The 18,816-nt window shown below is 56.9% G+C and carries 18 protein-coding genes; 9 read left to right on the forward strand and 9 right to left on the reverse strand.

Annotation, left to right across the window (positions count from 1 at the left end; translation table 11 throughout):
- The first annotated feature begins 128 nt into the window (after positions 1–128).
- The 5 genes from LSG25_RS20140 (at position 129) to LSG25_RS20160 (ending at position 5,038) form a co-directional block, all read left to right on the forward strand.
- On the forward strand, positions 129–1,307 hold the full coding sequence (locus tag LSG25_RS20140) for a CaiB/BaiF CoA-transferase family protein (RefSeq protein ID WP_232744777.1): 1,179 nt from the start codon (positions 129–131) through the stop codon (positions 1,305–1,307).
- An 89-nt stretch (positions 1,308–1,396) separates the two neighbouring features.
- The gene (gene dctP / locus LSG25_RS20145) at positions 1,397–2,383 is read left to right on the forward strand and encodes a TRAP transporter substrate-binding protein DctP (protein WP_232742644.1); all 987 of its coding nucleotides are present in this window, start codon (positions 1,397–1,399) and stop codon (positions 2,381–2,383) included.
- Between the two features lie 45 nt (positions 2,384–2,428).
- Positions 2,429–2,938 carry a TRAP transporter small permease subunit gene (locus LSG25_RS20150; RefSeq protein ID WP_232742645.1) on the forward strand — a complete coding sequence of 170 codons (510 nt, stop codon included), beginning with the start codon at positions 2,429–2,431 and terminating at the stop codon, positions 2,936–2,938.
- On the forward strand, positions 2,935–4,257 hold the full coding sequence (locus tag LSG25_RS20155) for a TRAP transporter large permease (protein ID WP_232742646.1): 1,323 nt from the start codon (positions 2,935–2,937) through the stop codon (positions 4,255–4,257). The genes LSG25_RS20150 and LSG25_RS20155 overlap by 4 nt, the downstream gene beginning before the upstream one ends.
- A 43-nt stretch (positions 4,258–4,300) precedes the next feature.
- Positions 4,301–5,038 (forward strand): enoyl-CoA hydratase/isomerase family protein, encoded by a 738-nt coding sequence (locus LSG25_RS20160; RefSeq protein ID WP_232742647.1) that lies wholly within the window; start codon positions 4,301–4,303, stop codon positions 5,036–5,038.
- 828 nt (positions 5,039–5,866) lie between these two features.
- On the opposite strand, the gene LSG25_RS20165 is transcribed toward LSG25_RS20160, so the two are convergent.
- Both LSG25_RS20165 and LSG25_RS20170 read right to left on the reverse strand, forming a co-directional pair.
- Positions 5,867–6,682: an NAD(P)-dependent oxidoreductase gene (locus tag LSG25_RS20165; protein WP_232742648.1), complete on the reverse strand. Its 816-nt coding sequence runs from the start codon at positions 6,680–6,682 to the stop codon at positions 5,867–5,869.
- 247 nt (positions 6,683–6,929) lie between these two features.
- Positions 6,930–7,634, reverse strand: coding sequence for a glutathione S-transferase N-terminal domain-containing protein (locus LSG25_RS20170; RefSeq protein WP_232742649.1), 705 nt, complete (start codon positions 7,632–7,634; stop codon positions 6,930–6,932).
- Positions 7,635–7,835: 201 nt separating this feature from the next.
- Between LSG25_RS20170 and LSG25_RS20175 the strand changes: the two genes are divergently transcribed.
- On the forward strand, positions 7,836–9,875 hold the full coding sequence (locus LSG25_RS20175; RefSeq protein WP_232742650.1) for an AsmA family protein: 2,040 nt from the start codon (positions 7,836–7,838) through the stop codon (positions 9,873–9,875).
- Positions 9,876–10,539: 664 nt separating this feature from the next.
- Here LSG25_RS20175 and LSG25_RS20180 read toward each other — a convergent pair.
- From LSG25_RS20180 to LSG25_RS20200, 5 genes are all read right to left on the reverse strand, one after another.
- A complete protein-coding gene (locus LSG25_RS20180; protein WP_232742651.1) occupies positions 10,540–10,872 on the reverse strand; it encodes a chaperone modulator CbpM in 333 nt (110 codons plus the stop codon).
- A 2-nt stretch (positions 10,873–10,874) separates the two neighbouring features.
- Entirely contained in the window at positions 10,875–11,816 is a 942-nt protein-coding gene (locus LSG25_RS20185) for a DnaJ C-terminal domain-containing protein (protein ID WP_232742652.1), read from the reverse strand.
- Positions 11,817–11,909: 93 nt separating this feature from the next.
- Positions 11,910–12,356: a thioesterase family protein gene (locus LSG25_RS20190; RefSeq protein WP_232742653.1), complete on the reverse strand. Its 447-nt coding sequence runs from the start codon at positions 12,354–12,356 to the stop codon at positions 11,910–11,912.
- Between the two features lie 92 nt (positions 12,357–12,448).
- The gene (locus LSG25_RS20195; RefSeq protein ID WP_232742654.1) at positions 12,449–12,808 is read right to left on the reverse strand and encodes a DUF1428 domain-containing protein; all 360 of its coding nucleotides are present in this window, start codon (positions 12,806–12,808) and stop codon (positions 12,449–12,451) included.
- A 203-nt stretch (positions 12,809–13,011) separates the two neighbouring features.
- Entirely contained in the window at positions 13,012–13,491 is a 480-nt protein-coding gene (locus LSG25_RS20200; protein ID WP_232742655.1) for an SRPBCC family protein, read from the reverse strand.
- 235 nt (positions 13,492–13,726) lie between these two features.
- Between LSG25_RS20200 and nadB the strand changes: the two genes are divergently transcribed.
- Positions 13,727–15,382: an L-aspartate oxidase gene (gene nadB / locus LSG25_RS20205; protein WP_232744778.1), complete on the forward strand. Its 1,656-nt coding sequence runs from the start codon at positions 13,727–13,729 to the stop codon at positions 15,380–15,382.
- Positions 15,383–15,386: 4 nt separating this feature from the next.
- On the opposite strand, the gene nadC is transcribed toward nadB, so the two are convergent.
- Both nadC and nadA read right to left on the reverse strand, forming a co-directional pair.
- A complete protein-coding gene (nadC, locus tag LSG25_RS20210) occupies positions 15,387–16,271 on the reverse strand; it encodes a carboxylating nicotinate-nucleotide diphosphorylase (RefSeq protein ID WP_232742656.1) in 885 nt (294 codons plus the stop codon).
- Positions 16,268–17,401, reverse strand: coding sequence for a quinolinate synthase NadA (gene nadA, locus LSG25_RS20215; RefSeq protein ID WP_232742657.1), 1,134 nt, complete (start codon positions 17,399–17,401; stop codon positions 16,268–16,270). The genes nadC and nadA overlap by 4 nt, the downstream gene beginning before the upstream one ends.
- Positions 17,402–17,533: 132 nt before the next feature.
- On the opposite strand from nadA, the gene LSG25_RS20220 reads away from it, so the two are divergent.
- Both LSG25_RS20220 and LSG25_RS20225 read left to right on the forward strand, forming a co-directional pair.
- Positions 17,534–18,184, forward strand: a complete 651-nt coding sequence (locus LSG25_RS20220) for an HAD family phosphatase (RefSeq protein WP_232742658.1) — start codon at positions 17,534–17,536, stop codon at positions 18,182–18,184.
- Positions 18,185–18,292: 108 nt separating this feature from the next.
- Positions 18,293–18,640 (forward strand): carboxymuconolactone decarboxylase family protein, encoded by a 348-nt coding sequence (locus LSG25_RS20225; RefSeq protein ID WP_232742659.1) that lies wholly within the window; start codon positions 18,293–18,295, stop codon positions 18,638–18,640.
- Positions 18,641–18,816: the final 176 nt, after the last annotated feature.

Consider the following 18,816-nt stretch of genomic DNA (forward strand, 5'->3'; position numbering starts at 1 on the left):
CCAACCTTATCATAAGATTTTCTTATTGAAAGGTCATTAAATACTATTTCATTCTTCCGAACCTATTGCCTAGAATCCAAATCATTCAAAGAAAAGGAGACTGGCCGGTGAATTTGCCGCTAGCGGGTATGAAAGTACTGGATCTGACGCGTGCTTTGTCAGGTCCGTTCTGCACAATGATACTGGCTGATCTGGGTGCCGAGGTCATCAAGGTGGAGCCTGTGCCGAACGGCGATATGATTCGCCAGTGGGGGCCTTTCGATGGCGATATAAGTGTTTATTATCTTAGTGCGAATCGCAACAAGAAAGGCATGGGGGTCGACTTCCGCCATGCCGAAGGCCTGGCCCTGATCCAGGAGCTGGCCGTCAAGTCCGACATCGTGGTTGAAAACTTCAAGGTCGGTACGACCGGCAAAATGGGCTTGGGCTACGAACAACTGGCCGCCCGGCGTCCAGATCTGATATACGCCTCCATTTCGGGTTTCGGCAGCCAGGGTCCGGCCAAAGACTGGGCGGGTTTCGATCAGATCGCGCAAGGATATTCCGGTTTCATGAGCCTGACCGGCACGCCGGAATCGGGCCCCACGCGTGTCGGTACGGCCATTGGCGATCTGACCGCGGGGATGTGGGTGGCCATGGGTGTGCTCGCGGCCTGTGTCGAACGTCAACGAAGTGGCCTGGGGCAGCATGTGGAAACGTCATTGCTGGCCGGCCTGGTTGGCTTGTTAAGCGTTCAAGGGCAGCGGTATCTAAGCCTGGGCGAGGTTCCCCAGCCTTGCGGCAATGTACATCCGGTCATTGCGCCCTACGGCACATTCGATACCGCCGATGGCCCCCTGAATTTGGCCCCCGCTACGCAGGATATGTGGGTTCGCCTGTGTGAAATACTGGAAACACCTGAATTGACCGCGGATCCCCGGTTCAAGACAAATGCCGATCGCATGCAAAACCGGATGAAGCTCAAGGAATTGCTGGAAGCCAGCCTGGGCAAGAAATCACGCATGCAGTGGACGTCCATCATGATCGAAGCGGGCATTCCCGCCGGCCCCATCAATACACTCGAAGATATTTTCAACGATGCGCAGCTAAAGGCCAATCGTCTGGTCGAGACGGTCGACCATCCCGTGCTGGGCACGCTCAAACAAGTGGGCTTGCCCATTTCCATGACCAGCATGCCCAATGGATCGGTGCGATCCGCTCCACCCCTGCTTGGGCAGCACACGGTGCAAGTGCTGACTGATTACGGTGTTGCCCAAAGCGAGATCGATGGATTGCTGGCAAGAAAAGTGGTGTATCAACACAACTAAGCGGCTAAATCGGGTATGCGCGGAAAAAATCAGGCGGCAGGGTAGAACAATGATTTATTAAAACCCTTTAATCACAGCAGGAGACAACGATGAAACTGAATAAATTATTACTATTGGCTGCCATGGTGCTGAGCGTTCCCACCTTGCATGCTGAAACCTTGAAGCTCACGCATCAATGGCCGCAAGGCGACAGCCGCGACAGCGGAGCGCGGTTATTCGCGCAGGAAGTCGCCAAGCACGATCCTTCGTTCAAAATCCGGATTTATCCCGGAGCTTCGCTGATCAGCAACCCGATCAAGCAAATAGACGCGCTGGCCGACGGTTCCATTGACCTGTCTGTTTTTCCCTTGGTCTATGGGGTTGGCAAGGCGCCTGAGTTTTCCATCACGATTTTACCGGGAGTCATGAGCAGCGTAGCCGATGCAATGCGTTTCAAGAACACCGATTACGAAAAGCTTTTGCAGGCTGTTGCCGAAAAGCAGGGGTTTCACATATTGACCTGGTGGTGGATGGAGGGCGGCATCGCCAATCGTGTGCGGCCTATTACCACGCCTGACTCGGTCAAGGGACTCAAGTTCAGGGGAGCCGACAGAACTATTGATGCCATGCTGAAAAATGCTGGAGCCTCGGTATTCTCCATGCCATCCACCGAGCTGTATAACGCCCTGCAAACCGGGGTTCTCGACGGTTTGATGACATCCTACGATACTTTTATAAGCATGCGTCTTTATGAGCAGACCAAGTACGCCACGTTAGGCGGGAAATACACCATGTTTGTCGTGTTCGAGCCTTTGGTGATATCGACCAAAGCCTGGAACAAGCTCACGCCGGCACAAAAAAAGATATTTAACGATGCCGCCGATGCAACGCAGGCCAGCTTTAATGCCGACCAGGAAAAAATCAAGGCGGAAGTTGTGAAGAAATTCGAAGCGGCCCACGTAAAAGTACAGGCCATGACCGAAGCCGAAAACAAAAGCTGGGTAACACTGGCGAAGAAGACCGCCTGGCCCGAGTATGCCCGCACCAGCCCGGAAGCCAAGAAATTGCTCGATACGGTAGAAAAGCTGAGCCAATAATTTCTATCATCTCCTTTTTGGCAACGGACCTTGGAGGCATGGACGATGCATTATCTTGACCGATGGGTTGGCAGGGCAGGTGTGTTCCTGGCCGCCTTGTCCGCCGTTTTATTATTGTCCGCCACGGTCATCATTACCTGGATGGTGTTCAAGCGCAGCATCGGCCTGCAGAACTCCTGGGAACTGGAAACCGCTATCGAGCTGATGATCGCGGCAATTTTCCTGGGTTCTCCGTATACGCTGGCCACGGGAGGGCACGTAAAAATGGATTTGCTTGAGTCCATCGTGCCGGGTCGAATACAACGCAAGCTGTCGCTGCTTGCCAAGCTGGCTGGCTGCGCCATTTGTGTTTATCTCGGTTGGGAGGGTCTGGGCATGGCCGTGCACGCGTTTGCCACCGGAGAACGCACGCTGGGCGTATGGCGGGCCCTGGTATGGCCGAAATATGCCACCATCCCTGTCGGAATGTTTCTGACTGCCTTGCAATATCTGGTTGAAATCAGAAAAGATCATGCAGTCAATGCGGACAAAAACAATCAAAGGAGTGAGGCATGACCGAGCTGCAAATAGGCGGATTATTGCTGATCGCCACCTTTGTCGTTTTATTTTCAGGGATTCCTATCTCGTTCGGATTGGTGCTGGTGTCAATTGGCTTCCTGTATGCGTTTGGCGATGGCCATGCGCTGGCATCGATCCCCAACACTTTCGTGGGTGAGCTTTCCAATTTTGCGCTGCTGACCATTCCGCTGTTTGTGCTGTTGGGTTGCGCGATTGGCGCATCCAGGGCCGGCAAGGATTTGTACGATTCCCTGCATCGCTGGCTCTTCAAGATACCCGGCGGCCTGGTTATCGCCAATATCATCGGCTGCGGGCTTTTCGCCGCCATGTGCGGCTCCAGTCCGGCTACCGCTGCCGCGATCGGTAAAGTAGGGATTCCGGAAATGATTAAAAGGAATGTATCGCCGCGCCTGGCCACCGGGTCAATTGCCGCGGGCGGTACCTTGGGTATCCTGATTCCGCCTTCCTTGACGTTTATCGTCTATGGGATAGTCACGCATACCTCCATTGCCCGCCTGTTCCTGGCGGGTGTCATTCCCGGCGTGATGCTGGTTGTGTTGTTTGCCGTGTATGCCTGGATAAGCAGTATGCGGACTATTAAAAATGCCTCATCCGTGCATATCACCGAGCACTTCACGTTTAATGAAAAAATAAGCGGAATAGTCCGCATTTCTCCTTTCCTGGCCATTATTATTGCCGTCACCGTATTCATGTACGGTGGCTTTGCCACGCCGTCCGAGGTGGCGGCGATTGCCGCGTTTCTCGCGCTGGCCATGGTGGCCATCGTCTACAAGACATACCGCATCAATGATGTGTGGCTGATCATGCGCGATGCGGTACGCGAATCATGCATGATTCTGATGATTGTCGCCGCCGCGGCTGTGTACGCATACATGATGTCGTATTTGTACATTACACAAAGCCTGGCCGAATGGATGTTCAGCTGGAACCTGAGCAATTGGGAATTGATTCTGATCCTGAATATTTTCCTGCTGGTTGCCGGGTTTTTCCTGCCTGCCGTTTCGGTCATTCTGATGAGCATGCCGGTCATTCTGCCCGTTCTGGCACATAGCCAGATAGATTTGATCTGGTTCGCCGTCGTGCTGACCATCAACCTGGAGGTCGGGCTGATTCATCCTCCCTTGGGCTTGAACCTGTTCGTTATTCGCGGCGTCGCTCCTAGCGTATCGCTGCGCGACATCATGCTGGGAGCGCTGCCGTTTGTCGCGATACTGTTATTGTTTATCGTGCTGCTGGCCGCGTTTCCCGGCATTGCCACCTGGCTGCCCGATACGTTAATGGGTGTGAGTACGTAGTTCCAGGTTTTATCACTCACCCTCTACAGAATACAGAGATACCATGGAAGATCAGGCACCCGGATTAAGCATTCATCAAAGTGTGGCGACGATTACGCTGCGGCGGCCCAGGCAGCATAACCGGATCGCGCCCGACGACTGCACGGTCATCAGCAAACAGTTGTCGCAGATCGCCGCTGATCCGGGTGTTCGCCTGGTAGTCATTACGGGCACTGGAACCAAAACCTTTAGTTCCGGCTATACCTTGGACGCCATACAAGATCAACTCGATAGCCGCTTCGAAGACATGCTTGATAGTCTCGAGCAGTTCCCACTGCCAACGATCTGCGCATTGAATGGCAGTGTTTATGGCGGCGGTACTGATCTGGCGCTGTGCTGCGACTTCCGGCTGGGCGTAAGGGGAAGCAAAATGCTGATGCCTGCATCGAGGATCGGTCTGCATTATTATCCGGGCGGCATCCGGCGCTATGTGGGCGTGCTGGGGCTGAGCACGGCAAAAAAATTGTTTATGACCGCACAAGCCATCGATGATATTGAAATGCTGCGCGTCGGTTTTTTAACAGAACTGGTCGATCCCTCCGGGCTCGACGCCGCAGTGCGAACTTATATTGAGTCTATTCTGGCCTGCGAACCCAACGTGCTGGCCACTATAAAAGCCGATGTAATGTCGACTGCGTATGGCTGTGCCGATCAAGACGTCTTGCGCGCCCATTACACCGCATCGCTGGCATCGCCCGAACTCCGTGCGCGCCTGGCCGTTATCAATGACAAGAAGCGGTAGGGCGCCCGGGGTGGTCTGCGTTAGTCATAGCGATTATGGTAATCGCCGTGTCATCCATGCATCCTAGAACAGACTTGAAAAAAATCCGAATGGTTCGCTGAATCCTGCGTTGGCTAGAGTGTTTACGGCATTCGATGGATTGGTAGCTTTGGTATATAAAGACGCCGTCTATCGGGGCTTGGGGTCAGGTCCGGCACGGCGTGCTTGATCCGGATCTACCTCGTCCAGGCGGGCGTCGGGCCAAACTCGCTACGCCGCTGGCGCGGCTACGCTCAAACATGGCCCGCCGAAAGCCCCCGCCTTCCCTACGGTAGCATCCGGCGCACGCCTTACGCCGGCCCTGACCCCAAGCCCCGATAGACGGCTCGCGTAATGGCATGCCTGGAATGAACTTGCCGGCCTCAGCGTATACCTCGATGCATGACCTCAATGCTTCTTCTCTATGCATTCCCGTAACGCAAGCCGCAGGGTGGGCGGTGCTGTGTAGTCCGGCGGTAGTCCAGCGCCGGGTGCTGACGAAGGGAAGGCGGGGGCTTTCGGCGGGCCCTGTCTGAGCAGTGCCTCGCGCGCGAGGCACTGCGAGTTGGCCCGACGCCCGCCTGGACGAGGCAGACCCGGGCAGTCGGGGTGCGTAGCACCTCGACCGCTGGACGTGCCGGACTACACAGCACCGCCCACCCTGCGGCGTCTTAATAGAACTACCCGTCCAATGTAATAACCAAAACCTGAACAGATCAAAACGAAAGCCACTGAAACGCGTCCAGTTCCGTATACACTTAAACCGAAAAAGCTCTAGCAGCTTGGCAACAGCCGCTTCGATGTTCGAACTTATTCGAAAGGGCCGGCCTTGACAAAGCCGCCGCCCTGGAATTGCACGGCAGGGTCGCTCAGGTCTGGCGCGGGCGTGCGGGCATAGACGGCGTCCCGAAATACATCGGAGCTATCTTGCGGCACGTAGCCCACGTGGTGCGCACGGGAGTTGTCCCACCATGTGACGGCGTTGCGGGACATCCCGAAAACAATGGTGTGGCCCAGCACCGGCGTGGTCAGGCATGCGGTAATCAACCGGTGCAGGTCATCGAAGCTGAGCCAGGTGGCCAGCATGCGGCGGTCTTTGGGTTCGGGAAATGAAGAGCCGATGCGCACGCACGCGGTTTCGATTCCATAACGGTCGAAGTAGAAGCGTGAGAGGTCTTCTCCGAACGCTTTGCTCAAGCCATACATGCCGTCGGGCCGTGCGGGATGGTCGGCGTTGATGGTTTCGCTCTGGCGATAGAAGCCTGTCACGTGATTGGAACTGGCAAACACCACACGCTTGACGCCGTTCCGGCGAGCTGCTTCATACAGGTTGTATATGCCGAGGATGTTGGCCTGCAGGATAGGGCCGAAAGGTCCTTCCACGGACACGCCGCCCAGGTGGATGATGGCGTCCACTCCCTCGACCATACGGTTTACCGCCGCGGCGTCGGCCAAGTCGGCCAGTACGATTTCCTCGCCCGCAAGCGCGTCGCCGAACGGCTGGACATCCGACAGGCGCAATACCGAACAATTGTCTTTAAGGCGTTCGCGCAGTGCTTTACCCAAGCCGCCCGCCGCGCCGGTCAGCAACAGCTTTTGATGAACTTTGGGAGTTGTTTTGTGCATTTCGGGTCCGGATCCTGTGTTGCGCATGGGGTTGTCTGCAGCCTGCCAGTTCTAAAAGGCCTTTTCAAGCTGCTTATAAGTTGTCTGACAACTTGTAATTGTCAAGGTTTTTACTTTGGCTTGTCAATAGTCTCTAAGTAATTTAAGGAGAAGTCCTAGATGTTTATATGGGAGGCACTCGATTCGTCGTCGATTGCGTGCGGCTGAATATAAGAAATATTCTGTTGTACGATAAGATATAAAATCTTCAGGTCCGCCTGGGAATATCCAGGCCTTTCGCCACGGCGGGGCGGGCGAGGAACGCATCCAGGGCTCGTGTGACATTTGGGAAATCCGCGATTCCCACCAGGTCGCCTGCCTCGTAGAAGCCGATCAGGTTGCGCACCCATGGGAATGTAGCCATGTCGGCAATGGTATAGCTTTCGCCAGCGATCCAGGTCCGATCGGCCAGGCGCCGATTCAGGACGCCGAGCAGGCGCTTCGATTCCGCAACGTAGCGGTCTCGCGGGCGCTTGTCTTCGTAATCCTTGCCGGCAAATTTATTGAAAAACCCAAGCTGGCCGAACATCGGACCGATTCCACCCATTTGAAACATCAGCCATTGAATCGTCTCGTAGCGGCCGGCGCAATCCCTCGGTATGAATTGTTTGGCCTTGTCGGCAAGGTAGATCAGGATCGCGCCGGATTCGAACAGAGGAAGAGGCTTGCCGTCCGGGCCATTGGGATCCAGGATGGCCGGGATTTTGTTGTTCGGGCTCAGCGATAAAAATTCCGGCGACATTTGATCCTGGGTGTCGAATTTGACGAGATGAGGCTCGTAAGGCAGGCCGGTTTCTTCAAGCATGATCGACACTTTGACGCCGTTGGGCGTGGGCAAAGAGTAGAGCTGGATACGGTCGGGGTGCTGCGCGGGCCATTTCCGGGTGATGGCAAAGACGGAGAGATCGGTCATGCTGGATCCTTGCGGGGTGGGTATCGGCTTGCCAGAATACCCAGAAAAGCCTGGCAATGAAAGTGGCGGGGGAGTCCGTCGGCTTATCCGATCCGTTTACATATTGTTGCGCCGATATTCCTGGAAGCTCGCATGCGGCGCGTAGAATGAAAACAGGCTTGCGCCGTCCGATGCGTCCCGAGAGGAATACCCGGAGTGAAAATGCCCAGATATGCAAAGCTTGTTTTATGGGGATTCGGCAGTCTGCTGATCCTTCTGGTTTTCAGTGTTGTGCTGTTGCTGACCGTCAATTGGAACCACGCGCGGCCGTGGGTCAGTCAGCAACTCAGCGAGCTGGTGGATCGTCCGGTGTCGATCAATGGCGATCTATCTATACAGTGGCAATGGCCGAAAACAGAAACGGGCTGGCGTGCATGGGTACCGTGGCCACGCATCGGGGCCGAGCAGGTCGTCATTGGCAATCCGCCCTGGAGTCCGCAGGAAAGCAATATGGTCGAGGCGGGTCATTTCGCCGCGCAGATCAATCCCCTGGCCCTGTTCGATCACGTCATTCAGATTTCGACTTTGGAGCTCGGGTCGGTCCAGGTGCTGTTGGCACGAGGCCGCGATGGACAAAACAATTGGAGCCTGAAGAAGGAAGATACCGCGCCACCATCGGACTGGACGTTCGATCTTCAGCAGGTGGCTTTGCAGCAGGTCGGCGTGCATGTCGAGGATGCGGTCAGTCAACTGGATCTCAAGACCGAGCTCGACACCCTGGACAGTACGACGCCGGATGGTTACGACCTGGGCTGGAAGGCCAAGGGCAAATTCAGGCGCGCCGTGATTGCCGGAGCCGGGCAGTCGGCCGGGGTCTTGTCGCTGCGGCAGGGAAGCAAGCCATTTCCGTTTGAGGGAAACATCAGGATCGGTGCAACCACCATTGCAGTTCGCGGTTCCGTAACCCGGCCCGAAGCATTGGCGGCGCTCGATGTGCACCTGAAGCTCAAGGGTTCCACCATGGCCGACTTATACCCGATACTCGGCGTCGCCTTGCCCAATACTCCCGCGTACAGCACTGAAGGCCATCTTGTCGGTGTGCTCGATCGCGCCGAGAACAGGTGGTCTTATCAGAACTTCAAAGGTACAGTGGGATCCAGCGATCTGCACGGGACTCTCGATTACATTGCCCGCAAGCCCCGTTCGCTGCTTAGCGGCACGCTGGAGTCGAAGCTGCTTCGCTTCAAGGATCTCGGCCCTCTGATTGGCGTGGATTCCAGCGATCATAAAGCCCAGAGCGGCGGCGCGGTGCAGCCGCCGGCAGGCAAGGTCTTGCCAGTCGAACCTATTCACACCGAAAGCTGGGGCACTATGGATGCCGACGTGACTTTTACCGGCCGGAAAATCCTGCGCAATAAAGATTTGCCGCTGGACGATATTCGTGCCCATATCAAGTTGAACGATAGCGTGCTGACTTTGGATCCCTTGTCCTTTGGCGTCGCGGGTGGGACTCTTGCTTCCAATATACGGATCGATGGCAAGGCCGTGCCCTTGAACGCGAAGATGACGATATCGGCGCGCCATCTCAAGCTGAAGAAGATGTTTCCCGCAGCACAGACGATGAATGCGAGCTTTGGCGAACTTCATGGTGATGCCTCGGTTTCGGCTCGGGGCAATTCCATTGCCGCCTTGCTGGGCCATTCGAATGGCACGGTCCAGGCGCTGGTCAGTAAAGGCACGATTAGCCATCTCTTGCTGGAAACGGCGGGTTTGAATGTGGCAAACATCGTCATCGTCAAACTTTTTGGAGACAATCAGGTGGAGTTGAACTGCATGGCCGCCGATTTCGGCATCAAGAACGGTCTTATGACGGCGCGTACGTTCAAGCTTGATACGAAAGATGCCATCGTGGACGTTACCGGGCAGATCAGTCTGGCGGACGAGCGGTTTGCGTTGGATATCAAGCCCGAAAACAAATCCTTTCGTATCTTTACCTTGCGAACTCCGTTGTACGTCAAGGGTACTTTCAAGAACCCCGATGTGGGTCTCTATAAGGGGCCTTTGCTGGCCAGGGCCGGGGCGGCCATCGTTCTGGGCGTGGTGGCCACGCCGTTTGCGGCGCTCTTGCCTTTGCTGAATCCAGGCTCGAGCGATTCCAATGGATGCAATGCCATGCTGGCTGCCGTCAGTGATAAGCCCAAGGTGCCTTCGGCGCGCAAAACGAAAAAGGTGCTTCCCTCCCATGAGAAGAGGGCTCGCTAGGGCGTTTTTGGTTCGAGTGTTTATGGCGCTGAACGTGTTTCAGTCACTTTGTTTTTGAGCCGTTGTTTTTTGGGGTTGTGAGTTTGGGCTGTGTTTGCCGTGTTGGCTTGGGGGGTTAATTCTATAAAGACGCCGCAGGGTGGGCGGTGCTGTGCAGTCCGGCACGTCCAGCGGTCGGCTAGCTGCGCTAGCCGACTACCCGGGTCTGCCTCGTCCAGGCGGGCGTCGGGCGAACTCGCCCGGCCTCGCGAGGCCGGGCTCAGACAGCGCCCGCCGAAAGCCCCCGCCTTCCCTTCGTCAGCACCCGGCGCTGGACTACCGCCGGACTACACAGCACCGCCCACCCTGCGGCTCGCGTTGAGGCAATGCAGCGAGGTATACATTGGGGAAGCTGCGTTGAGCCAATCACAGGCTACGTTGAGGTGGTGGGTGCTTAGTAAATCCAGGGTTTGGCACATCGTGATGTAGTGGCCATGTGATAGAGGCATAAGTGCTGGCACGTTACCTGTTCTATGGGTACAGGCCCATAACGGTAGATGCAAGCAAGTTGATTCCAGGCAAGCCCCGATAGACGGCGTCTTTAAATACCTATCCATCGAACCTCGTAAACAATCGAGTGTCGTAACCACTCGAATCAAAAATGCGCTAGCCAAGGACTTGGCGGCTAAGAGGGGTTCTTTCTGTGGCCAGGCTTTGCCCTGTGGCTTGCCAGCTCCACTTCGAGCGCGTCGATGCGGCGCAGCAGGTTCAATGCCAGCGCCAGGCCATGCGCATCCAGTTCGAAATCGTCGCGCAAGCGGCGCGCCATGCGGGCTACAGCTATGCAATTGGTATGGAAGAAGTAATTGCGCGGGTCGTCATTCGAGGGCTCGATGATTCCGGTTTCCACCAGGTCGAGCAAGACGTCCTGAGTCAGGCCCGACACCTCGACTACATGTTCGAGCGAGCAGATATCCGACGTATTCAGCCATATGCTTTCAGTGATGTGAATAGTCATGGCTAGGCTCCTGTATAGAGTTGCGCGCGCGGGTTGAATTTCGATTCCGCGGCAAGCCTGGTGAACAGATCGCGTTCGGTTTCGGTCAGCGCCTTGGGCACGTCGATATGTACCACGGCGTATAAATCGCCTTGAGCGCCCGAGGCAGCCGGCAGGCCCCGCTTGGCCAGACGGAGCTGGCGATCGGCAACGGTAGCCGCGGGAATCTTCATTTCTACCGTGCCGCCCAGTGTCGGTATCTGGACGCTGGCTCCCAGCGCGGCTTCCCAGGGGGTCAGGGGCAAGTCGATGTATAGGTCGTTGCCGCTGACCCGGTACAGCTTGTGGGGCTGGATCTTGATGACGAGATATAAGTCGCCCGGCTTGCCGCCGTGCAGGCCGGTTCCTCCTTTTTCAGGAAGACGCAGGCGCTGGCCGTCGGTTGCGCCTTTGGGTATGCGTACTCTGAATGTCTTCGGGATGCGGTGCAGCAGCCCTTGTGCATCGTACTCGGGCAGTGCGATGCTGATTTCCGTTTCCGCGCCGCTGTAGATCTGTTCCAGAGTGACCGGCACGGCGTATTCGAAATCCTGCCCATGCAGGGGGCGTTGTGTGTGTTCGCGCCCGCCGGCGCGCTGCGCCGCGGCGAAAGCGGCCAGCAGGTCGGCGAGGTCGACGTCGTTGAAGTCGGCTGGGGTTTCGTGGAAATGCTCTTGCCATTGGTGCGGCGGTACGAACTCCTCGCCCTGGGAGTGAGGCCCGAGATTATCGTACGCGGCGCGCTTTTCCGGATCTTTCAGTGTGGCATACGCCTCGGCCACGTTCTTGAATTTTTCTTCGGCGTCTGCATTTTTGGATACGTCGGGATGGTATTGATGAGCCAGCTTGCGGTAGGCCTTTTTTATGTCGGCCTGCGTGGCATTGCGTTCAATACCCAAGACTTGGTAGTAGTCGACGTATTTCATTGAGACTCCGCTTTGATGAACCAAGACTGAAACGTGTCAAGATTAACAATGAACGCAGACAATGGCAAAGCCGGCGACGCCTGCCCCGTTGCGCTAGGGTCCCGGGGGAGCAATCAAGGCTTCAAGAGCTTTGCGAAGCGTCGGCGGTAAAGGCACAGGCCGACGCGACTGCTTGTCGACGTAGACATGCACGAAGTGGCCATGCGCCGCCGAAAGCGGGTCGCCCTGCCTGAAAATGCCGATTTCATACCGGACGCTCGAATTGCCCAGATGCGCCACGCGAACGGCCGCTTCAATGGTATCGGGAAAGGCCAGGGAGGAAAAATAGTGGCAACCTGTTTCGACCACCAGCCCGATAACCTCGCTTTTTTCGATGTCGAGTACGCCCGCATCGATCAGGTAGCGGTTCACAACCGTATCGAAATAAGAATAATAGGTGACGTTGTTCACATGCCCATAGACGTCGTTATCCATCCAGCGGGTTGTAATGGACGTGGAGTGGCTGAACTCGGAACGATGGCGCGGCTGAGGTTTGGTCATGGGGAGTAGGTGATGTTTGCAAAGTGGCGGCAAACCCGGCGCTGGCGGTGCATCGCCGTGGCTGCCGTTAATAATAGCCTTATTGTTTCTTGTCAGAGGTCGATCAGTACATCGAATCCGCCGTATATCAGGCGCTTGCCGTCAAATGGCATGGAAGCGGCGTTCATCATGGGTGCCATGCGTGGATCCTTCATGACCTTGTCGTTGACTTCGTCGCGATGGGCGCGCGACTTATATACGATCCAGGCGAAGATGACGGTTTCGCCATCCTCAAGATTGACGCTTTGCGGGAAGGAGGTGAGTTTGCCGGGCTTCACGTCCTCGGCTATGCATTCGCGGTATTGCAAGGCGCCGTGTTCGCGCCAGATTGCGCCGCATGTGTTGGCCATTTTCCTGTAGGCCTCTACATTTTTTTTGGGGAGAGGAAGAACAAATCCGTCGACGTATTCCATGCTGTTTCTCCTTGGTGCCGCAGACGTGTGTGGGCGCCTGCCGCAACTTGTCGAGTCGATGAGTCGGAGTTTTGAAAAACATCTTGTGGACGGTGTCCACAAGATGTAGCATACACGATTTACGCTGCGCATGAAAAGCAATGCACCTTGCCGCAAACAGGCCGTGGCGGCGTGGGCTGCCGGCACTGCATCGGCGCATTCGATTAGTGATGCGCCGCGTCGATCAGCCTGGCATTTAGAAGCCGGGCCAGTCCTTGTGCGCCTTGCCGCATAACCTGATCATGATTCCATTTGAACAGCGGCTTTGCGATCGGCGCCAGGAAATTCATCCAGGGGCTGGTAGTATGCACATGCCACACATAGCGCAGGGTGGTAAGCGGGGCCTCGTGGGATAAATGCCAGCAGCCGATACCCTCCAGTTCGCCGCTGGCAAGACCTTCCAGAACCTCCAGCGGCACGGCTCGAATGACACGGATATCGAAGGTCAGCCGATAAGGTAGCCGGCCTTTCCAGGTAAAGCGCCGTAGGCTGCCAACACCATTGCCGTCGCCTCGCTCGGTTTCAACCACCTTTTCTACGCTATGCCACCATTGCGGCCATTGCGAGCAGCAAAAAATGGCGTCGGACACCTGCGATAAAGGCGCCTCGATGCGCCATGTAGTGACGAAACGAAATTCTGTCATGGGTCGTGCCGGTCAAAGTGGCTTGGCTTTCAGGACGTGCGCGACTGCCTGCATAGCAGGTCTCCTTTAAGGCTTCCGAGCCTAGCCTGTATTTTATATCTCCTGGATCCGATCTGTAGCGGCAAGTTTTTTGGCCGCCATTGCCCGAGGCGCCGATGGCCATGGCGGGAGGACCCGATGCGAATGTCCTGCTATGCTATTGCCACCAAAAATGCTGAGATATCTCGCGACGATGATCAAATTCGATGTAGCCATTGTGGGTAGTGGTTTGTCCGGCCTGACGGTGGCTTTGCACCTGGCCCGGGATAAACAAGTAGTCATTATTTCCAAGAAGGCCTTGCTCGATGGCGCCAGCAACTGGGCGCAGGGAGGCATCGCCGCGGTGCTGGATTCTCACGATAGTCACGCCCAGCATATTGCCGATACGCTGACGGCGGGTGCGGGGCTATGCGACGAGGCGGCGACGCGCCATATTGTCGAGAACGGCAAGCCGGCGATAGACTGGCTGATTGAACAGGGCGTGCCCTTCACCCCCGATGCCAGCGCCGAATTGGGCTTTCACCTGACGCGCGAAGGCGGACATAGCCAGCGTCGCATCATTCATGCCGCGGATGCCACCGGCCACGTGGTGCAAACTACGCTGGAACAAAAGATACGGGCGCACAAGAATATTACTCTGCTGGAAAATCATTCCGCCGTGGAGTTGATCACCAGCAGAATTTTTCGCGGAAAAATCGATCCAGCAGCCGAAGACGGCACCGCTGGCGACAGTCTGGCGGAACCCGCGCAATGCCTGGGCTTGTATGTCTTTGACGAAATCAGCGGCGGCGTGAAAACCATTCTTGCGAGCCACACGGTGCTGGCTACAGGCGGTGCCGGCAAAGTCTATCTGCACACCAGCAACCCGGACACGGCCACGGGCGACGGCATGGCCATGGCCTGGCGGGCCGGGTGTCGGGTGAGCAATATGGAGTTCATGCAGTTTCATCCAACCTGTCTTTATCATCCGGCCGCCAAATCGTTCCTGATTTCCGAAGCGTTGCGCGGCGAGGGCGGGATATTGAAGATCCCGCTCGATGCATCGGCGGATCCCGGCCTGAGGTTCATGCAGCATCATGACGAGAGGATGGAGCTGGCGCCGCGCGATGTGGTGGCGCGCGCGATCGATTTCGAGATAAAAAAGCGCGGCCTCACGCATGTGGATCTGGATATCAGTCATTGTTCGCCGGCATTTATCGAGGAACACTTTCCCACTATTCAAGCCCGCTGCCTGAGCTACGGCATCGACATTGCGCGCCAGCCTATTCCTGTTGTGCCCGCCATGCATTTCACGTGTGGCGGGGTGGTGACCGATCTCGAGGGCCGCACGGATATTCCGGGCCTGTATGCCGTGGGAGAGACCGCCTGCACTGGTTTGCATGGCGCCAACCGGCTGGCGAGCAACTCCTTGCTGGAATGCCTGGTGATAGGGCGCAACGCCGCCCGGCATATTGAGTGCCAGGAGGTTCGGGTGGAACCGGGTTTGCGGGAATCGATACCCGATTGGGACGATAGCCAGGTTACCGACCCCGATCAAGCCGTAGTGGTTTCACATGCCTGGGACGAGCTGCGGCGATTGATGTGGGACTACGCGGGGATCGTGCGCACCGACAAAAGATTGGCGCGCGCCCGGCATCGCATCGGTTTGCTGCGGGACGAGATCGAGGCGTACTACCGCGTTTATCGGGTGGATGGCAATATGCTGGAGTGCCGCAATCTGGTTCAGGTGGCGGCACTGGTTGTGGAAAGCGCCTTGTTGCGTAAAGAAAGCCGCGGCCTGCACTTCAGCCAGGATTATCCTTACTCATTGCCCAAAGCGCTGCCGACCGTGCTGACGCCCGGCGTCAGATAGCGCCTTACGCGGTTGCGACGATGCGCATTGAAAAATCGACGGCCCGGATGTCTTTCGTCAGGCTGCCGATTGAAATGCGATCCACTCCGGTCTCGGCAATATTGCGCACGGTTTCTTTGTTGATTCCCCCTGATGCTTCCAGCAAAGCACGGCCGGCGGTAATCGCCACTGCCGCGCGCATCGAGTCGAGATCGAAATTATCCAGCAAGACCGATGTGGCTCCCGCCTCCAAGGCTTGCTGAAGTTGGCTCAGGTTTTCTACTTCTATCTGGATCGGCACCGCCTGCGGCAGAGCCAGCGCGCGCTTCATTGCCGCGGCCACTCCGCCTGCCGCCGCGATATGATTTTCCTTGATCAGCACGCCATCGTACAAAGCCAGCCGCTGATTGCTGCCCCCGCCCACGCGGACCGCGTATTTCTGGGCCAACCTTAGCCCAGGCAGGGTTTTGCGCGTATCCAGGATTTTCGCCCGGGTGCCGTCAATGACACGGACGTAGTCGCGCGTCGCGGTTGCCACGGCGGACAGCAATTGCAGAAAATTGAGCGCGCTGCGCTCCGCCGTCAGCAAGCCACGGGCCGGCGCGTGAATACGGCACACCAGGCTATTTGCACGCATGACATCGCCTTCCGCGTACTGCCACTCGATGCGCGTGCGTGGATCGCAGCGCTGCATGACGGCCTCAAACCATGGCGCACCGCAGAGCACGGCGTCTTCGCGCACTTTCAGTTCGGCGGTTTTAAAGTCGTCAGCGGGTACCAGAAGCCCGGTGGTGTCGCCGCTACCCACGTCTTCCGCGAGCGCGGCGTCGATGTTGGCCATGAAGGCGGCCTGGAGCGCGGCATCGAAAGGCGCCAAGGGATTGCGCAGGGTCGAGGCTTGCTGATTCATGCGGGGCCTATTCCAGAAAAAAGGGCGTGTTCTTTGGCGAGATCGCCGCTGGGGCGAACATTGGCTTTGCGCTGGGCGGCAAAATCCAGCATACGATCGATACACACGACCGCGCGGCTGCCGATGTCCGCGTCCAGGGTTATTTCGTTGCCGCCGGATTCCAGCGCATCGGCCAGATTCTGCAGCGAGTTCATCGCCATCCAGGGGCAGTGCGCGCAGCTCTTGCACGTTGCGCTGTTGCCCGCGGTGGGTGCGGCGATAAAGTATTTGCCCGGCGCCGCACCTTGCATTTTATGCAACAGGCCCATATCGGTCGCCACAATGAATGTGCTTGCGTCCAGCCTTTGTGCCGCGGCGATGAGTTGCGAGGTCGAGCCCACTACATCGGCCTGCGCGACCACGGCCGCGGGCGATTCGGGATGCACCAGCACCTTGGCGGCGGGATGTTCCTGTCGCAACAGTTCCAGCTCCAGTCCCTTGAACTCGTCGTGCACCAGGCACGAGCCTTGCCACAGCAGCATGTCGGCGCCGGTTTCTTTCTGGATGTAGCCGCCTAGATGTTTGTCGGGCGCCCAGAGTATTTTTTTGCCCTGCGCATGCAGGTGCGCCACGATGTCCAATCCGATGGATGAGGTGACCATCCAGTCTGCGCGCGCCTTCACGGCGGCGCTGGTGTTGGCGTAAACCACCACGGTACGATCGGGATGGGTGTCGCAAAACTCGGTGAATTCGGTGGCATCGCACCCCAGGTCGAGTGAGCACGTCGCTTCCAGGTCGGGCATGATCACGCGCTTGTGGGGGCTCAGGATTTTGGCTGTTTCGCCCATGAAGCGTACTCCCGCCACGATCAGTGTGCGGGCCTCGTGGTCGCGCCCGAAACGGGCCATTTCCAGCGAATCGGACACACAGCCGCCGGTTTCTTCCGCCAGGTCTTGAATGTCGGCATCGACATAATAGTGCGCCACCAGCACGGCCTGTTGCTGCGCAAGCAGGCGCCTGATACGTTCCTTCAGTCCGTGTTTCTGGTCTGGGGAGGGAGGGGCGGCGATGCGCGCCCATGCCTGGGCACTGGTGCTGCAGCCCGATGACATATGCGGCCGTTCAAATTCAATGGCTTTGAGGTTCGACATGGAGGAACGAGAAAAAGAAAGGAGAACGCAATAATACGTCACCGAGGCCGGCCGTCAAACCAGCGTGTTGTAATGAGCATGAAACAGATGGTTCCGGCGCGGCGGCGCAGGACAAAAGAGGTGGGATATTCAATGAAATTCGATGCGGTCATTTTCGATTGTGACGGTGTCCTGGTGGACAGCGAGGCAATTACCACGGGGGTGCTCAGAGAAATGCTCGAGGAATTAGGCTGGCCTTTAAGTCACCAGGAGTGCCATGCATTGTTTGTGGGCAAGGCCGTCCAGGATGAGTTGGCGATTATCCAGCAGCACACCGGCAGGAAGCCGGGCCAGGGCTGGATCGATGAATTCAGGATTCGGCGCAACAGCGCGCTGAGCCTGAATCTTGAGGCGGTGCCAGGTATTCACGAGGTTCTGTCCCGGATTTCGCCGTATTGGCAGTCCGGCATTGCCTGCGCCTCGGCGGCGGATCGCGGAAAAATCAGCTTGCAGCTCGATAAAGTCGGGCTGCTGGGGTATTTTGAAGACAGGATGTTCAGCGGCTATGAGGTTGCCAGAAACAAGCCTTTTCCGGATGTGTACCTGGCTGCCGCCAAGGCGCTGGATGTGGCCGCGCAGCGTTGCGCCATTGTTGAAGACAGCGTAACAGGCGTTTCGGCGGGTGTCGCTGCCGGTGCCACGGTTTTTGCCTACTCCCCTTTGGGCCATGACGAGCCTCTGTTTCAGGCCGGGGCCTCGGCGGTTTTCACCGACATGGCGGCGCTGCCTGACTTATTGATGTGATTCTTTGGCCCGCGGCCTTCGGCGGCTTTATGAAGAAGCGAGGACTATGATAGGTCCTGACAACAGGCTTGAAGTTTTCATAATGCAGTTGGAACCAGGAGCATGAATATGGATCAATCGATATTTCCCGCCATGACTAAAGAGCTCGCCAAGCAACGCGCCGATCTGGCGCCGGAGACTATGGCCGCGTTCAAGGCATTTAGCGCGCAGGTGTTCGCCGAGGGAGCCCTGCCCAAAAAAATGAAGCAACTGATTGCGGTGGCCGTCGCGCATGTCACGCAATGTCCCTATTGCATTCGTGGTCATACCGAACTTGCCGTACGGGAGGGCGCCAGCGAACAGGAAATCATGGAGGCCATCTGGGTTGCTTCGGAAATGCGGGCGGGCGGAGCCTATGCCCATTCCGCCCTGGCGCTGGATACGATCAATCACGCAAAAAACCGGCACAGCGCCTGAACGTCACTCTTCGCAATAGTCATGGCAACAGTCGGGCCATCGGGCTCGACACTCCGGTGGACATGAATAGCGCTTAAAAAGAGTCACCTGGTCTGGTAGCTATACGAATTTCAATATGAATGATATGAAATTTTCATTTTTATTCATATATGGAAAACGACAAAATCGAACGGATG

It is taken from the genome of Paralcaligenes sp. KSB-10, assembly GCF_021266465.1.
Classification (GTDB): Bacteria; Pseudomonadota; Gammaproteobacteria; order Burkholderiales; family Burkholderiaceae_B.

Coding starts and splice junctions, on each gene's coding strand:
- LSG25_RS20140 (WP_232744777.1), top strand. CDS start 129: ATGAAAGTACTGGATCTGACGCGTGCTTTGTCAGGTCCGTTCTGCACA.
- dctP (WP_232742644.1), top strand. CDS start 1,397: ATGAAACTGAATAAATTATTACTATTGGCTGCCATGGTGCTGAGCGTT.
- LSG25_RS20150 (WP_232742645.1), top strand. CDS start 2,429: ATGCATTATCTTGACCGATGGGTTGGCAGGGCAGGTGTGTTCCTGGCC.
- LSG25_RS20155 (WP_232742646.1), top strand. CDS start 2,935: ATGACCGAGCTGCAAATAGGCGGATTATTGCTGATCGCCACCTTTGTC.
- LSG25_RS20160 (WP_232742647.1), top strand. CDS start 4,301: ATGGAAGATCAGGCACCCGGATTAAGCATTCATCAAAGTGTGGCGACG.
- LSG25_RS20165 (WP_232742648.1), bottom strand. CDS start 6,682: ATGCACAAAACAACTCCCAAAGTTCATCAAAAGCTGTTGCTGACCGGC.
- LSG25_RS20170 (WP_232742649.1), bottom strand. CDS start 7,634: ATGACCGATCTCTCCGTCTTTGCCATCACCCGGAAATGGCCCGCGCAG.
- LSG25_RS20175 (WP_232742650.1), top strand. CDS start 7,836: ATGCCCAGATATGCAAAGCTTGTTTTATGGGGATTCGGCAGTCTGCTG.
- LSG25_RS20180 (WP_232742651.1), bottom strand. CDS start 10,872: ATGACTATTCACATCACTGAAAGCATATGGCTGAATACGTCGGATATC.
- LSG25_RS20185 (WP_232742652.1), bottom strand. CDS start 11,816: ATGAAATACGTCGACTACTACCAAGTCTTGGGTATTGAACGCAATGCC.
- LSG25_RS20190 (WP_232742653.1), bottom strand. CDS start 12,356: ATGACCAAACCTCAGCCGCGCCATCGTTCCGAGTTCAGCCACTCCACG.
- LSG25_RS20195 (WP_232742654.1), bottom strand. CDS start 12,808: ATGGAATACGTCGACGGATTTGTTCTTCCTCTCCCCAAAAAAAATGTA.
- LSG25_RS20200 (WP_232742655.1), bottom strand. CDS start 13,491: ATGACAGAATTTCGTTTCGTCACTACATGGCGCATCGAGGCGCCTTTA.
- nadC (WP_232742656.1), bottom strand. CDS start 16,271: ATGAATCAGCAAGCCTCGACCCTGCGCAATCCCTTGGCGCCTTTCGAT.
- nadA (WP_232742657.1), bottom strand. CDS start 17,401: ATGTCGAACCTCAAAGCCATTGAATTTGAACGGCCGCATATGTCATCG.
- LSG25_RS20220 (WP_232742658.1), top strand. CDS start 17,534: ATGAAATTCGATGCGGTCATTTTCGATTGTGACGGTGTCCTGGTGGAC.
- LSG25_RS20225 (WP_232742659.1), top strand. CDS start 18,293: ATGGATCAATCGATATTTCCCGCCATGACTAAAGAGCTCGCCAAGCAA.